Annotated in this window: 15 protein-coding genes; 3 read left to right on the top strand and 12 right to left on the bottom strand. The window is 52.5% G+C overall.

The genetic code is table 11. The annotated features are described in order from the left end of the window. Window positions 1–14 precede the first annotated feature (14 nt). Window positions 15–1,631 (top strand): type 2 periplasmic-binding domain-containing protein, encoded by a 1,617-nt coding sequence (locus tag GCU45_RS20270; RefSeq protein ID WP_152400134.1) that lies wholly within the window; start codon window positions 15–17, stop codon window positions 1,629–1,631. Between the two features lie 105 nt (window positions 1,632–1,736). Further along, a complete protein-coding gene (locus GCU45_RS20265; protein WP_167527172.1) occupies window positions 1,737–2,732 on the top strand; it encodes a LacI family DNA-binding transcriptional regulator in 996 nt (331 codons plus the stop codon). A 189-nt stretch (window positions 2,733–2,921) separates the two neighbouring features. Here the strand turns inward: GCU45_RS20265 and GCU45_RS20260 are convergent, their stop codons facing one another. Then, window positions 2,922–3,263 carry a winged helix-turn-helix transcriptional regulator gene (locus GCU45_RS20260; protein ID WP_244364172.1) on the bottom strand — a complete coding sequence of 114 codons (342 nt, stop codon included), beginning with the start codon at window positions 3,261–3,263 and terminating at the stop codon, window positions 2,922–2,924. A 149-nt stretch (window positions 3,264–3,412) separates the two neighbouring features. Here GCU45_RS20260 and GCU45_RS20255 point away from each other — a divergent pair, with 149 nt between their 5' ends. Then, complete coding sequence (locus GCU45_RS20255) at window positions 3,413–3,766, top strand: DoxX family protein (RefSeq protein ID WP_152400128.1); 354 nt, start codon at window positions 3,413–3,415, stop codon at window positions 3,764–3,766. A gap of 134 nt (window positions 3,767–3,900) precedes the next feature. Here the strand turns inward: GCU45_RS20255 and GCU45_RS20250 are convergent, their stop codons facing one another. The 11 genes from GCU45_RS20250 to GCU45_RS20200 all read right to left on the bottom strand — a co-directional run bounded on the left by GCU45_RS20250 (window position 3,901) and on the right by GCU45_RS20200 (window position 15,861). Beyond that, the gene (locus GCU45_RS20250) at window positions 3,901–4,869 is read right to left on the bottom strand and encodes a magnesium transporter CorA family protein (RefSeq protein WP_152400126.1); all 969 of its coding nucleotides are present in this window, start codon (window positions 4,867–4,869) and stop codon (window positions 3,901–3,903) included. 132 nt (window positions 4,870–5,001) lie between these two features. Further along, window positions 5,002–5,772, bottom strand: coding sequence for a sigma-70 family RNA polymerase sigma factor (locus tag GCU45_RS20245; RefSeq protein ID WP_152400124.1), 771 nt, complete (start codon window positions 5,770–5,772; stop codon window positions 5,002–5,004). Further along, complete coding sequence (gene rsbW / locus GCU45_RS20240) at window positions 5,769–6,221, bottom strand: anti-sigma B factor RsbW (protein ID WP_105445289.1); 453 nt, start codon at window positions 6,219–6,221, stop codon at window positions 5,769–5,771. The genes GCU45_RS20245 and rsbW overlap by 4 nt, the downstream gene beginning before the upstream one ends. An 18-nt stretch (window positions 6,222–6,239) precedes the next feature. Continuing rightward, window positions 6,240–6,578 (bottom strand): STAS domain-containing protein, encoded by a 339-nt coding sequence (locus GCU45_RS20235; RefSeq protein ID WP_076176095.1) that lies wholly within the window; start codon window positions 6,576–6,578, stop codon window positions 6,240–6,242. A gap of 112 nt (window positions 6,579–6,690) precedes the next feature. After that, complete coding sequence (locus GCU45_RS20230) at window positions 6,691–8,367, bottom strand: response regulator (RefSeq protein ID WP_152400122.1); 1,677 nt, start codon at window positions 8,365–8,367, stop codon at window positions 6,691–6,693. Between the two features lie 17 nt (window positions 8,368–8,384). Then, on the bottom strand, window positions 8,385–9,245 hold the full coding sequence (locus GCU45_RS20225; protein ID WP_076176101.1) for a CheR family methyltransferase: 861 nt from the start codon (window positions 9,243–9,245) through the stop codon (window positions 8,385–8,387). A 73-nt stretch (window positions 9,246–9,318) separates the two neighbouring features. Next, a complete protein-coding gene (locus GCU45_RS20220) occupies window positions 9,319–12,978 on the bottom strand; it encodes a response regulator (RefSeq protein ID WP_152400121.1) in 3,660 nt (1,219 codons plus the stop codon). Further along, window positions 12,975–14,144, bottom strand: a complete 1,170-nt coding sequence (locus tag GCU45_RS20215; protein WP_152400119.1) for a PP2C family protein-serine/threonine phosphatase — start codon at window positions 14,142–14,144, stop codon at window positions 12,975–12,977. Before GCU45_RS20215 ends, GCU45_RS20220 begins: the two co-directional genes overlap by 4 nt. Window positions 14,145–14,359: 215 nt before the next feature. After that, complete coding sequence (locus GCU45_RS20210) at window positions 14,360–14,704, bottom strand: YflT domain-containing protein (RefSeq protein ID WP_152400117.1); 345 nt, start codon at window positions 14,702–14,704, stop codon at window positions 14,360–14,362. A gap of 92 nt (window positions 14,705–14,796) precedes the next feature. Further along, a complete protein-coding gene (locus GCU45_RS20205; RefSeq protein WP_152400115.1) occupies window positions 14,797–15,309 on the bottom strand; it encodes a hypothetical protein in 513 nt (170 codons plus the stop codon). A gap of 48 nt (window positions 15,310–15,357) precedes the next feature. Next, the gene (locus tag GCU45_RS20200) at window positions 15,358–15,861 is read right to left on the bottom strand and encodes a DUF948 domain-containing protein (protein ID WP_145029836.1); all 504 of its coding nucleotides are present in this window, start codon (window positions 15,859–15,861) and stop codon (window positions 15,358–15,360) included. Window positions 15,862–16,083 lie beyond the last annotated feature (222 nt).

Here is a 16,083-nt window from a genome sequence, read left to right as displayed (position 1 = left end):
GAGGTCTTATCCGTATGAAATGGAAAAAAGGCGCACAGCTGCTGACTACGATTTTGATGGTGACCGGGATCCTCGCAGGCTGCAGCGGGGGTTCTGGAAGCGGGCAGGCGGAGGAAAAGCCCGGCGGTGAAAACAGCGGCAAATCATCCGTTAGCGCAACCGGGTTTCCTATCGTGCAGCAGCCGATTACGCTGAACTTTTTTGCCGGGCAGGCGGCCAGTGCTCCCCCGGACTGGAACAAGGTCGAGATTTGGAAGGAATATGCGGCAAAGACGAACGTCAACGTCAACTGGCAGCTTACGCCCGTGGACAGCCTGACCGAAAAACGCAACCTGCTGCTGGCGGGCGGGGACCTGCCCGACGCCTTCCATACGGCGAGGTTTACCAGCGTCGATCTGGCCAACTATGGTGCCCAGGGGCTCTTGATTCCGCTAAACGACCTGATTGACCAATACGCCCCTAACTTTAAGGCGCTGATGGAAAAGCATCCGGAAATCAAGAAAGGACTGACGATGCCCGACGGCAACATCTACTCCCTCCCCACCTTTTATGATCCCGATTTCAAATCCGTCGTCATCGGCTCGGAGCTGTGGATCAACAAAAAGTTCCTTAGCGCACTCGGGATGAAAGAGCCGACCACGACTGAAGAGTTCTATCAGTATCTGAAGGCTGTGAAGACAGGCGATCCGAACGGTAACGGCAAGAACGACGAAATTCCGTACGCAGCCAGCGGAGTCGGGGGACTGCTCGATCAGCTGAAGGGCTCTTGGGGTCTCGGCAACCGGGGGAACACCCACCCCCGCGTAGATATGGACCCGGATACCGGCAAACTGAGATTTATTCCGGCGGATCCGAAGTACAAGGAGCTTCTGCAGTATGTGAACCGGCTGTATAAGGAGAACCTGTTCATTCCTGAAATTTTGACGATCAAAGGCAATGAGGTGCTCGCCAAAGGCAAGGACGGCCTGTACGGCTCCTTTATGTACACCAATGCCGATACGTTCGGCGACCATAAAGACGATTATACGGGCGCAAACGCCTTGACCGGCCCGGGTGGGGAGCGGCTGTTCTCCCGGGCGCGCTCCCCGCTGGTGGATGCCGGCGCCTTCGCCATCACCAGCAGCAACAAGTACCCGGAAGCGACGATGCGGTGGGCGGATTACTTCTACAGCGAGGAAGGCAGCACGATGTTCTTCATGGGCATCAAGGACAAGAGCTACATCGTCAAACCGGACGGCTCCGTTGACTACACCGACGAATACAAGGCCGATCCGGAATTCGGGAAGAAGTACGTCACCTGGGCAGGCGGATATTATCCGGCGATGCTGACAGCCAAGACCTTTAAGGGCGGCGAGAGCTCACCGGCAAACCTGGAAGCCGCCAAAAAAATCGAGCCTTACTATCCGGAAGAGGTATGGCCTCCATTCACTTATACCCAGGATGAAGTGGCCCGCTTCACCTCACTTGAAACCGACATCAGTGCCTATGTCGAAGAAATGACGACCAAATTCGTGACGGGGGATGCCCCGTTCTCGGAATGGGACAATTACGTGGCCACGCTCAAAAAAATGGGGCTGGACGATTACATGGACATCTATAACCAAGCTTACGAACGGTACAAGAAGGAATAGGCAGCTTTTTTCAACGGAAATCGACCTATGCTATAATACAGCAAAGAACAGCCCGCAAGGCAGCCCATGTCTCGCCGCCACGGTTACAAGGAGAGTGTAATACGCATGTCCGTTACAAAAAAAGAAATTGCCGAGTACCTCGGCGTGTCCCGCTCCGCGGTTTCCCTCGTTCTCAATAACGCGCCGGGCAGCACGATTTCGGAAAAGACGCGCCAAAGGATCCTTCAGGCCGCTAGGGAACTCGGGTACAACGGGGCGGATGTCACCCCGAAGCTGTGCTTTATTTTGTACGGACGCGCCCCTGACGACCCCAGGTACATGTACGACCTCGCGACGATTGAGCAGGCGGCAAGCCGCCACCATTTCTCGCTGCTGTTTATGAACGTGCAGGCGGATGCCGAGGGACTCGAAAAGATGCGCAAGGCGGTTCTGAGCAAGGAAGCGGAGGGCTACTTCGTGACAGGCGATCTGGACGATAAAGCGATCGACCTGATTACCGAAGCCAAGGTACCCTATCTTTTCTACGGGGGCATTCCCCGTGAAGGCACGAACAGCATCGTGATGGATCATGAAAAAGGGGCTTACGAGGCCGTGAAGTATCTGCTGTCGTTCGGGCACAAACGGATCGCCTTCTTCAGCGGGAATTTGAACATTCCCATTCATCAGAAAAACCTGAACGGCTACTACCGCGCGCTGGAGGAAGCCGGGATTCCACTGGACAAATCGCTGGTCCAGGCCAGCAGCGGCGAAGACGGCTACGAGCTGTGCGCCCGGATGAATGTGCTCGATATCGGCTATACAGCAGTATTTTCCGTCAATACGGTTATTCAGTTCGGTGCCCTGCAGTGGCTGAAGGAGCATGGCGTGCAGGTTCCCGGCGAGGTCAGCCTCGTCGGTTACGGCTTCTCGGAGTTGGCGAAGCTGAGCAAGCCGCCGCTGACCACTTTTTACGTCGCTCCTGCGAGCCGGGAGCTGGCGGTCAACCGAATGATCGAAATGATCCGCAGGAAGGATTTAGAGCCCCAAGTGACCTATTTGACCGAGATGGAGTGCTTTCCCGGAGAGACGGTTGCCGCGAACACGGCGAACACGAAGCTTTAAGCGATGACAAGCGTACGGTCGGGACTGGTGTTCCGCCCATCGAATTAGACAGCTATAGGAATAAACCAGACAGCCTTAGTACGGTAACTCCACCGGACTAAGGCTGTTTCATTTTAGGCGCTTCCTGTTTTCGTTCAATTCGTTGTGAAAGGCTCCCTTGAACGATGCCGCATGCAGAAAATGCCCCTCTCACTCTACCTGCTCTTCCCCATAAAGCTCCTGCAGGTGAGCAATGTGATTGACTCCCCAGTCATTCATCGCCTGCAGCAATGGCGTCATGCGTTGACCGTAGTCAGTAATGGAATATTCGACCCTTGGCGGGATCTCCTTATAGACCTCACGATGCACGATATCGTGATACTCCAGTTCCCTTAACTGTTGGGTCAGCATTTTCTTCGTGATGTCCGGGATCGATTTCTGAAGCTCGCTGAACCGCATCGTTCCATGGTTCAGCAGACGGAGCAAAATCACGGGCTTCCATTTCCCGATCAGGATATCCAGCGCCGTTTCAAACTTACAGTAAGTATTCACGCACATCCTCCTACCCCTTGATTGGCTTAAGGTATATTTTTCGATACTACGTTTATTTAAAGTGCCTACTTCCACTATCCCACCCTTACTCCCTATTATATATCCATGGTTGAAGACGAAACAGAGCCAGGATAAGGAGCCGTGAAGACATGAACGTTGTACTTTGGATTGTGCAAGGAATTTTAGGAGCCGGATTCCTATATTCCGGTTGGATGAAGGCGTTTCAGCATGAACAAGCGCGAAAGGCCTGGCCTTGGGTTGGAGATGTACCTAAACCGCTCGTTTGGGGGATCGGATTGATGGAACTGGCCGGGGTTGTCGGGGTGATTTTGCCTTTGGCCACGGGGATCGCACCAATATTAACACCGATCGCCGCACTCGGCCTGGCCGTGACTGTGCTGCTCGGCGCCGCTTTCCATGTGAGTCGGAAGGAATATAAAGAGATTGGCATCAATATCGTATTTCTGGTGCTGGCGATCGTAGTCGTTATCGGCCGCTGGTAGCGTCGATAAATGAACAATCCCCTCCAAGCATACGGCTGTGCGCTAACTCAGCGCTTGTCTGCTTGCAGGGGATCTATCCGTCGTGCGGGATTAACCGATTAACTCGAGTCCTGTTCTTGATATTCGGCGGGATGCTAGATCTTCGATTTTTTGGATTTGACCTTGAGCAAATCGCCGGTCCATCCCTTCCGGTGCATCCAAAGGTACATGATGGTGGTGCTGAGGAACGTAATCAGCATGATCCCGACGAATCCCCATGGCACCTTGATGCCTGGCAGGTTCTCGAAGTTCATCCCCCAAATTGCGCCTACTACCGTTGCCGGAGTAAAGATCGCCGTCAGGATCGTCAGCGTCTTCATGATTTCGTTGCCGCGGAACGCCGAAATGGCATCATCGATGGATATCAGTGTATCAATCTCATCTTCGTAATGGCGGAACGCCCGGTCCATCCGCTCGATTCGGTGCAGCAGCTGCATGAACGGCCGGCTGTTCTCCAGCTTGTCCAAATACCCCTCTCTGGCAGCCGCGATCAGCTCCTGAAACGGCGTGAACAGATTGCTCCAATACAGCAAAGCAAACCGCGAGTTCAGGATTTTGTCCATCAAATACCGCTGATTATCCATCTCCATCGCATGCTCCAGCTTGCGGAGGTTCGCTTCGAAATGGTCCAGCCCGAGATGAAAATAGTGCAGAATCGTCCGGGCCAGCACGAACATGCCGTCCACCGCGCTGTGGCATTGGTGCAGCATGGCCGTACGTTCTTCGGTAGCCATGATTTCGCGGGTGTTCTGATCCAGGTTGATCGTAATCAGCTTGTCGCGCTGTACGTAAAAGTGAACCCGGTCCACGTGGGCGCTGTCTTCCACTTCCATTTTGACCGAGTAGGGCAGCGTGCCGAACATGACGGCATCCACGCCGTTGGGAAACCGGACGGACATATAATTCTGCTCGATGTTCGGGATGACTTCCAGCCATTCCTCGATCAGGGGGCATGCCTCCTGCAGCTGCCTGAAGTCTTCCGATGACCAGTCCTCCACCACCAGATCATGCCATGTCCAGTGGCCCGCAAAAGATAATATATTGCTTGAAACCTCAGCCGCCATATGACCCCGCCTCCTCTATCTCACCATCCATATCTCTGTTCACCAAAAAGGACACGCCGTATATTCTCAAGGGAGAACTGGCGTGTCCTTACGAACTTCCGGTTGACTCGTTACCTAACATAAGCTTGTCCGTCATTGGTATGAATTAGACATGATTTCTTTCAGCTTTTCCGTTGCGCGCTTCTGAATCCGCGATACGCTCATCTGGGAAACCCCCAGCTTCTGGGCGATTGAGCGCTGGGATTCACCATCCTGGAAGGCAAGCAGCAGCACTTTCTGCTCCTGTTCCTTCAGCTGGCTCATCGCCTGCTGCAGGTCCATCCGTTTTTCCACCGAATCATAGTCGTTGACGTCCGAACTGATCAGTTCACCGAGCGTTGCACCCGTTTCTTCCTGGGACAGCGGAGAGTCCAGTGAAACATAGTGGTAGCATTCGCGTCCGGCCAGGACCTCTACCGTTTCTTCCTCCGACAAATCCAGGAATTCGGCGATTTCGCGGACGTCCGGCGAACGCTCCAGCTTGACGGTTAACTCATCAATCGCCTGCTGGACGAGTGCGCCTTTCTCTTTGATCCTTCTTGGAACCTGGATATACCAGGACTTATCCCGCAAAAAGTTTTTCATATGCCCGATCATGCTCTTCATGGCATACGGTTCAAACGGAATGCCCAAGCTGATGTCATACTGCTGCAGCAGCCGGATCAGAGCCATCTGGCCGACCTGGTACAAGTCCTCATAGAGGTCCGGGCGGTTACGGGCGATTTTACCCGCGGCCATCTTGACCATCGGTTCATATTTTTGGATAAGCACGGTGGCGATATCGTTGTCTTTCGTCTGCTGGTATTCCCAGATCAGACCGACCGCCTCGCTCATGGACTCGGGGGGAGTCACCTTATCATTCATACTTTCTCCTCACTTCTCATGAGCCGTTTGGTCATAACCACCTGGGTGCCGCGTCCGGCCTCATTATCTACCATCACATCGTCCATGAGCGCCTCCATCAAGTAGAAGCCGAGTCCCCCGATTTCCACATCATGAAGGTCTTTGTCATGCAATGTCACGGTGTTTTCGGTACGGTTCATCCGGTCAAAGCTCTCCCCGTCGTCCTTGACCTTGATGGACAATTGGTCAATGCCGATTTCGAACGTTACTTCCACCATGCCGCCTTCCTGAGCATAAGCATACAAAACGGAGTTGTTACAAGCTTCCGATACGGCTACCTTCATATCTTCGATGTCCTCATAAGAAAAACCCATCTTCGATGCGATTCCATACAAGTTCAATCTTACGATATCTACAAAATCAGCATTGGCCGGTAATGTTATCACGACTTTTTGAACTTCAGCATTCATACTGTCTTCGATCCTTTCCTATTGGGAATTCCTACTCGCGGCAAAAAACTTCGCAATACCCGTCATGTCAAACAGCCTTTGGATTTGGGAAGGAACCTCTTCCACGACAAAACGGGCATCCATCCCATGTCTGGCCTTCAATATGGACAATAGAATGCCGATCCCTGTGCTATCGATATATTTCAGATCCTTCAAGTTAATCACTAGATCGATTTCGGAATCCCCAACAAGCGGTTCCATGACAAGCCTGAAGTCGGGCGCCACCGATAAATCCAGTTCCCCGCTCAGGTAGACCGTGCAGGAACCTTCATGGCGTTCTGTCGTTGCATTGAATTTTTCGTTCTTATTCGTATTCATAGACATTCTCTCCCGAATTTTTTGTTTTTCTTGTATAAGAACAGTTAACCCTAAATCCCCCCGTTTGAATCAGCTTGTACGCAAGCTTATGCCTGGCAATATTTAGCTCCCGTCACATGGAGTTGGCATCGGAAGTCTGCAAGCCTTTGCTTTGTGCAGGCACCGGATGCTTCATCAGAATCTCCTTCACCGATTTCATATTGACCGGCTTGCTGATATAATCGTCCATCCCGGCTTCCCTGCACCGGCTCCGGATGCCTTCCATCACATTGGCGGTCATGGCGATGATAACCGGCCGGTATCCCTGAGGCTGCATCTCGCGGATGAGGGCCGTGGCCTCCAGACCGTCCATGACCGGCATTTGCAAATCCATGAAGATCAGCCGATACACCGGATTGGCGCGGATTTTATCCACCGCCTGCCGCCCGTCCTCGGCCACTTCTGCTCTCAATCCCAGCTTGCTCAGCATGCTCACCATCAGCTTCTGGTTGACCGGATGGTCGTCTACCACGAGGATCAGCGGTTCTTCGTCTTTTGCAGACGGCAGGGAAACAGGCAAGTCGTCGCCCATGCCCATCATGCCGTCATCCGATTCAGGCTCGCTCGTCCGGATCGTAAAGATAAACGTGGCACCCTTCTCCTCGGTCGATTCCACGTTAATGCTGCCGCCCATCATTTCAACGAGCGATTTGCAGATGGCCAGTCCCAGCCCCGTGCCCCCGTATTTCCGGGTCATCGAAGAATCCAGCTGGGAGAACGGCTGGAACAAGCGGTTTTGCTTATCCGGCGTAATGCCGATACCGGTATCCTTCACCGCAAATTCGATCATGAGGCTGCCGTCTTCAGCTCTTTCCCGGAGGGACACCATCAAATAGACTCCGCCCTGATGCGTAAACTTCACCGCATTGGAGATCAGATTGATCAGCACCTGACGCAGGCGAGCCATATCCCCGTAAATAATGGGCGGGATTGCTTCATCGATAAAGTACACCAGCTCCAGATCCTTTTTCCCTGCTTCCATAGAAAAGAGGCTGAATACTTCCTTGATGCAGTTTTGCAGCTCAAACGGATGCTCCTCCATCTCCATTTTCCCGGATTCCATCTTGGTAAAATCGAGGATGTCGTTGATCACCGTGACCAGTGCGTCGGCGCTTTTGCGGATGATCTCCGTATATTCCAGCTGCTCTTCCTTAAGCTCGGTTTCCATCAGCAGATCCACCATACCGATCACGCCGTTCATCGGCGTGCGGATTTCATGGCTCATCATCGCCAAAAATTCAGTTTTGGCCTTGGCCGCGATTTCAGCCGCCTCTTTGGCTTTAATGAGCTCCTGATTGGCTTTTTCCAGCTCCTGCGTTTTTTGCTGCAGCAGCATGGACTGGGTTTTATGCTTTTTGTTGGTCAAGTACATTTCCACAAAGCCTTCAATTTTGGACTTCAGGATTTGCGGGATAAACGGCTTCACCATATAATCGATCGCACCGGCTGAATAACCTGCGAATAAATGCTCGGCTTCTTTACTGTTCGCTGAAATGAAGATGATCGGAATGTCCTTCGTTTTATCCCTTGCCTTGATCAATTTGGCTGTTTCAATCCCGTCCATACCTGGCATTTGAACATCCAGTATTATCACAGCAAACTCATCCTTCAGCAGGCACCGGAGCGCTTCCTCACCAGAGGTCGCCTTCACTAGATTATATTGCTCACTCTCCAGTACTGCTTCAAGGGCGAGTAAGTTCTCCGGACGGTCATCAACCAGCAGAATATGAATCGGTTCTTGAGACCCCATGGAATCCTCCCACTTCTCTAGTTAATCTTCCTGTAGATTTTCTCCACACGATCCAGCGGTTCGTAAGAATCACTGTATTCCGTAAACTGTATCGACTCTTTTGCTCCAAGAACCAGAATTCCGAAACGGCTTAAGCTTTCATAAAACAGGCCGTGGACATGATCCCTGAGCGTGTCGTTAAAGTAGATCATTACATTACGGCAAAATATAACGTTAAACTCGTTGAAGGAGCGGTCCGTTGCCAGGTTATGCTCCGCAAAGATCATATTTTTGCTTAGAAAGGGCTGGAAAATCACCGAGTTATACTTAGCGGTATAATACTCGGAAAAGGAACGGGTTCCGCCCGCCTCAATATAATTTTTCGTATACAGCTTCATTTTCTCAATCCCGAAGATCCCCTGCTTCGCCTGCTCCAGGGAACGGTCGTTCATATCCGTGGCGTAAATCCTCGCCTTGTCCAGAAGTCCCTCTTCATGCAGCAGAATCGCCATGGAGTAGACCTCTTCTCCGGTGGAGCAGCCTGCATGCCAAATGCGGATATACGGATAGGTTCTCAGCAGGGGGACGATCTTTTTTCGAAAAGTCAGAAAGAGGTTCGGATCGCGAAACATCTCTGTGACGGGAATCGACAGATTATGAACCAGCCGCTCAAAAACGGGCCGGTGATGCAGCACCTTCTCCTGAAGCTGGGAAATATTGCTTAAACTTTCCGCGCGTATAAAATGCCATATCCGGCGCCGGAGCGACGGAATCGCATAATTGCGGAAATCGTAACCATATAAACGGTGAATGCCTTCCAGAAGAAGCTCAAGCTCGATATCTTCCCGTTCCGTCTCATCCTTTACGGGGATGTCCTGATCTGTATGCCCCAAATCCATTCTCTTTCCTCCTGCTTACGTTTGCTTCAATGATGAAAATGTAACGCTATTACCTATTACCCCGTTATTGCCCTTACGAATACAACCAAACCCTCATCAGGGATAATAACTGTTCCGTCTGGATCGGCTTCTTCACGTAATCGGAAGCGCCGGCTTCGATACACTTGGAGCGGTCTTCTTTCATCGCCTTGGCGGTCAAGGCAATAATCGGAAGCTTATGGAACTGAGGCATCTGGCGAATCTGCCGCATCGCCTCATAGCCGTCCATCTCCGGCATCATCATATCCATCAGCACCAAATCGAACGGCTCGCCTCCGGTCAGGATATCGATCGCCTCGCGTCCGTTCTCGGCGAAGGTCACCTCCATGCCGTAATTCTCCAGAACGCTCGATAGCGCAAAGACGTTCCGGATATCGTCGTCGACGAGGAGGATTTTCTTCCCTTCAAACAGCGCTTCCCTGTTATGAAGCTTCTGCAAAATTTGACGCTTGTCCTCAGGCAGGTTGGCTTCCACCCGGTGCAGGAACAACGTAGTTTCGTCCAGAAGGCGTTCAGGCGATTTCACGTCCTTGATAATAATGGACTCGGTGTATTGGCGCAGGCGCATTTCTTCCTTGCTGTCGAGATCTTTGCCGGTGTACACAATGATCGGAAGGTAGCCCAGGTTTTCGTCCTGCTGGATCTGATCCAGCAGCTCGAAGCCGGTCATATCGCTCAGCATCAAATCGAGCACCATGCTGTCGTAGCGTTTCTTCCGCAGCTCGCTGAGCGCCTCCTTGCCGGTGGACACGGCGGTGATGGCCACGTCATCGTGATCGATAAGCTCAATAATCGAACGGCGCTGGATGTCATCGTCCTCAACGATGAGGAGATGCTTCAGCGACTGCTCGGTATACGATTCAATATGCGAGAAGGCATGCTCCAGGGACGCTTTGGTCGAAGGCTTCTTCAAGTAGGCGATAGCCCCCATTTTCAGCCCTTGCTTCACTTCATCCGATACCGAAATGATGTGAACCGGGATATGGCGGGTTGCCGAATCTCCCTTTAGCTCGCCCAGGATCGCCCAGCCGTCCATGACCGGAAGCTGGATGTCCAGGATGATCGCATCCGGCAGGTAAGTCTTCGCCATATCGAGGCCGATATCGCCCTGCATCGCCACGAGGGCCCTAAAGCCTCTCCCCCGCGCCATATCCATCAGAATACGGGCAAATTTGATGTCATCCTCAATGATGAGCAGTACCTTATCTTTATCGGCAATCCGCTCGCGGTCGTCTTCCAGAGGCTCCGCCGCGTTGATGGCGGATTCCTCTTCATCCACCATGTTCTGCGCCGGCTTGGGCAGCATCAGCTCGCTGGAAACGGCGGCCTCGTCCTGAGCGGAAGAAGACGCCTCCGGCTTCTCCTCCGTGACCGGCAGATACAGCGTAAAGCAGCTGCCATGCCCTTCGACCGATTCGACCTCAATTCCCCCGCCAAGCAGGCGGGACAGCTCACGGCTGATGGAAAGGCCAAGTCCGGTACCGCCATACTTGCGGCTGGTGGTGCCGTCCACCTGCTGGAACGCCTTAAAGATCAGGTCGGTCTTATCTTTCGGAATGCCAATGCCCGTATCCTTGACGGCCGCCGCGATATATTCCTTGTTCCGGTCCAGATAAGCTGGCAGGGCTTCCGGATCCGCCCGGCGGACCGTGAACACGACCGAACCCTGGCTGGTGAATTTAAAGGCATTGGACAACAGGTTGCGAAGGATCTGCTTAACCCGGTATCCGTCGGTAACGACGGAATCCGGCACATCGTTGTCCACGTGAACGTGGAGCGCAACCTGCTTCGAATTGGCCAGCGGCTTGAAATTCTGGTTGACGAAGGTCTGCCATTCCTCGATCGGCACCGTTTCGGAGTTGATCTCCATTTTGCCGGCATCGACCTTGGACAAATCCAGAATTTCATCAATCATCTTGAGCAGATCGGCGCCCGACATGTAAATCGTATGAGCGTATTCCTTCTGCTTATCGCTCAGGTTTCCTTCCTTATTCTCGGACAGGAGCTGCGACAGGATCAGCAGACTGTTGAGCGGCGTGCGGAGTTCGTGGGACATATTCGCCAGGAACTCCGACTTGTATTTGCTGGTCACCGCCAGCTGCATCGCCTGCTGCTCCAGTCTGGCCTTCGCCTCCTCAACCTCGATGTTCTTCTCCTCAAGCTGCTGCATCTGCTCTTCCAGCGCACGCGTCTTGCCGATCAGCTCGGTATTGTAATGCTCGAGCTCCTCCTGCTGGCGCTGCAGCAAATCCTCGGAGCGCTTGAGCGCTTCGGTCTGCTCCTCCAGATTTTCGTTGGAGCGGCGCAGCTCCTCCTGCTGGGTCTGCAGCTCCTCGGATTGACACTGCAGCTCCTCGGTCAGCGCCTGCGATTCACGCAGAAGCTCCTCGACGCGAACGCGGCGGTTAATGTTATTAATAATGACGCCCAGACTCGCGGTGAGTTGGGACAAGAGCTGTCTGGCCAGCTCGCTGAACGGCTCGAACGACGCCATTTCAACGACACCGAGCAGCTCGTCTTCAAACACAACCGGATAGATCAGCAGATGAGCCGGCTTCGCCGAACCAAAGGCTGAGTCCACTGACAGGTAGTCTTCCGGCAGCTCGGTGATAATCGGTTTGCGGTCCAAAGCGCTCTGCCCGACCAGCCCTTCTCCGATTTCAACTCTGCCTCTCGGCGAGCGTTCTCCCTGGCCGGCGTATGTTCCGCCAAGAGACAGCATATTCGGATTTTTATCATCGTCCTGAATATATATAGCCCCATAGGCCGCCCCGATGATCGGCGTAAACTCGCTGATGAACATTTGGGATACCTGCTTGCTGGAATTGATGCCACGAAGAAGCTCGGTAACCCGGCTCGCATTGGAATTAAGCCAGTTCTGGTCCTTCTGGGCCTGGAGGTAGTTCTGCTCCAGCTCCTGCTTCTCTTCCAGGTCTTCGGCGATCTCCTTGAACACATGGGCCACCTGGCCGATTTCATCTCTTGAGGTCACCTTAATCCGGCGGATGGCCTGGATCCGGCCTTTGGCAAAGCTGTTGATCATCATGTTCACGACGCCGAGTCCCCTCGTGATGGTGGAGATGACCCACAGAATAACGGCAAGTCCAAGCAGTAGACCGGCAATCATAATGACGGTCGTGATTTGAACGGACCGGTTGTACGCTGCTTTGGCATTACTGATTTGCTCATCGACCAGCAGATCCTGATATTCGGAAAGCGCATTGATACTGTCTATCGCTTCCTGCTGGATCGGGGTTCCGCTCTCATTTCGATAGGTGTTGGCTTCGTCCATCATCCCTTTGGATAACAAGGCGGACTGCTTGTTGATATATTCCTTGTAATCCGACCACGCCTTCTGAACGCGGTTCAGCATTTGTTTTTCCTCAGGAGAGGTGGTGGTTGCATTCAGCTTCTGCAAACCTTGTTCGCCCTTAACGATCATATCGTTGATCTGGGAAGTGCTGTTATCTGTCGCCACGCTGTGATTCAGCATCATGCTCATAACGAACCTGGACATATCGTTCACTTCGCTCCGGACCCCGGTGGAATACCGCACTTTCAAATACCGGTCCTCATAGATACGATCCATTTGCTTGTTCATATAATTCATGCGGTCGTAGCCAACCACCGTCAAAGCAATCAAAATGAGCATGAGCGAACCGAAGCCGATCACCAGCTTAGTCTTCAGTTTCATTCTTCATTCGCTCCCTCTTTTAACGAAATCCAGACGAGACATTTATCGTCTTCCCGCTCCTGGGTTCCGTGGTCTTCAAAAAATGCCTGGTACATCTTCTCTTCATTCCATTCATGCGAATGCTTCAGATGGCTGACCAAAAAGTCGACTTGTTCGTCATGATCGCCCTGGACCAGTTCCAGCAAGCCGTCGGTGTACAGCGCAATATGGCCTTCCCCTTCGTAAGACAAGGTCTGCGGATCGATGTCCATCTTGTCGAATAAGCCGACCGGACAGCTTGCCCGGTCAAGCAGCAGCATGTCTCCGTTCTGTTGGAAAAATATAGCCGGGGGATGCCCGGCGTTGACGTAGTCAATCCGTTTCATTGAGGTATCCACGACTAAATAAATCGCCGTAAAATAATATTGGACAAGCTGATTTTCGATGTGAAGCTGGTTGAACCGGCGGTTCAGCTCCTGGATCACTTTCTCCGGCTCCACATAGGTCGTTACCGTATCCTTCAGGACCGACGCGATGAACATCGTAAACAGGGACGACGAGATGCCATGGCCCATCATATCCAAAAGAATGACACCGTAACGGCCGTTGCCGAGGGAATACCAGGCATATAGATCACCGGCAAGCTCGGCGGAAGGCTGATAAATGGCGTGGACCTCAAACAGCTCGTCCTCAATAGCGGGACTCAGCACCGCGTTCTGAACCAGCGCAGCCAATCTCAGTTCCTCCTGAATCCGCTGATCGCGCTCCTTATGCCAGTCCTTCTCATGTTTGAGACGGAGTGCCAGGCGGATCCGGGCCATCAGCTCCACTTTGTTGATCGGTTTGGTCACATAGTCGACCGCTCCGGCATCCAGCGCCTCGGCTAACTTTTTGGAATCTCCCACTGCCGTGACCATGATGATCGGTATATCCTTGAGATGTTCGTTTTTCTGGATCACCTGACAGGCCTCGATCCCATCCATTTCAGGCATCATCATATCGAGCAAAATCAAGTCAAAATCGGACGCCTTCGGCTGACCCTCTTTGGCATAGCCTTCCGCTCCCAAGATTTCAAACATTTCTCTTGCCGATGAGGCTTTATCGATATCCCGGTAGTTTTCCTTCTTTAAAATCTCCCGGATGATTATGACGTTAGTGGGATTGTCATCAACAATTAATATTCTCATAACCCTCTCCTTACGATCCTATGAAATTGTTGAAATCTCTATTTATATACTATATACCATACCGTGTGAATATTTCAGCATCTAAGGTCTATCAGTCGTTGGAACTCGGGGCATGATATCCCACTTGTTCCAAAAACATAGATAAGGAATGGGAAGCGTTATCCCATTCCTTATCTATGTTTTTGACATGCATCTGTATGCGGGAAATACCGGTCTCATGCCTTTTTGGCAACCACCAGCACCTTGCCCAGATCCAGTTCCTTTTCATAAAATTGAGCCTCAGCCTCCGTGAAGCCCAGAGACGTGATTTTGGCCCGGAGCTCGTCTCCGCGTGAACGGAACAGATTAGCAAGAGCATCAAACATGCCTTCTTCTTTAATGCCAACCTCACTTGCCCCTGCCGTGTCCGCAATCCGGTTGGTCCGGTCGCCGTCATGGGCCAGTACGAAAATATCATCGTACACATAACCTGCGCTGCGCAGCTGATTGACTTCTTCCACCGCTTGGACGCCGTTTTCCACAACTTTCGCAAATGATTTGGTATTGGTTGATGAATTCATCGTTCTCACTCTCCTATTCTTTGTTGATCCCGTACATGTTCTAATTAACCTCTGCGGGTATAGTTGAAACGCCGATTCCAGGAAACGGCGGGTTATTCACTCGCTTGGTCAAAAAAGTCGACTCCCGCGAGCCTTCCCGTTTCCGGATCCGTGTAAACCTTGACGGCATGGTGTCCGCGAATGTAGACGTCACCATCCTCCGCACGGAACTGCGGCTGCCCTAAAGCATCGGCAACCCGGTATTTGCTCAAAGGGATCCAGGAACCGTTGATTTGCATCTTCCCTGCAGCCGCTCCCACATGAACGTAGTCCACGATGCCGTCGCAGAGCACGACCGCCGCATCCTGGTAGACGTAAGCCGAGCAGCCGGTGAACGGATCGGGCGTCACTTTCAGCGGCTTGCCCTTGTGGGCGAGGACCTCCTGCTTGGTATCGTTCAGGGAAACCCCGTTCATCGTATCAAACGCGCTAAAGCGATCAGGGGTTTGCTGGACGGCCTGCCGGACAGTCTGGACATTCGCCGTATGGCCCGGGTCAGGCTGGGCAGCGGACACGAAGGACAAGGGTGACAGCATTCCAAGCAGCAGCGTAATCATTTTCAACATGATTCTCATCCTTTCTGTTGTCAATGGATCCAGCCTGAGCCATAGGTCCTACCGGCGCAGTCTCTGCCAGACCGTCGCGGCGGTGTCGATCCATTTCACCACGTTAGCCGCAGGCTTGGCCTTTGCTCCCGTTTCATATACAGCCGAATAGGACTCAATCGTGCGCTCTTCTGGCGTCGACGCGGAGGCAAGCATGTGCCGCGGACGGGACTCTACCTGGTGCTTAGGCTGCTTGAACTTGTGAATCAAGGTTGTGGAAGCCTGTTTCGCAGCCAGGGTTAACTCGCTGAGCACTTCACCCAAATTTTTCACCGAATTCATGACCGGATCAATCTGTTTCATCTTATGCTCGACATCCGCGGTAATATCGTTGGCGTGCCGGACGATTTGCTTGATCTCATAGCTGAGTTCGTCGATCGTCTGCTGAACCTCCTGCAGGGTTTGCGTCGTCTTCTCGAGCGAACTTTTCGCGGCCAGCAGCGTTTTAATGAGATAAACGACCAGGACCGCAAAAGCGACCGCGATTAACGCGACACTAAGCGACATAATCATGTGCATAACCTCTCTTTCTTGTCTCTTCAAGATGCCTTCCATGCTTCCTGTAAGGCTCACTTAAGCGTTAGTTACCCTATCGCCCAAATGACGAAACAGCGCCGTTTTTTACCAAAGACAGGGCTTGTTTCATTCCCCTCGGGCCCGGTTAAGTATGACTACGAGGGTGAACGGGACCCGCTGGTTTAGCAGCGTATGTCCGGTCATTTATCGCCCAAACTC

The sequence above is a fragment of the Paenibacillus cellulositrophicus genome, from assembly GCF_009363095.1.
GTDB lineage: Bacteria > Bacillota > Bacilli > Paenibacillales > Paenibacillaceae > Paenibacillus_AQ > Paenibacillus_AQ favisporus.
The sequence above is the reverse complement of the archived record's forward strand: the minus strand, read 5'-3'. Positions and strand labels throughout refer to the sequence as shown.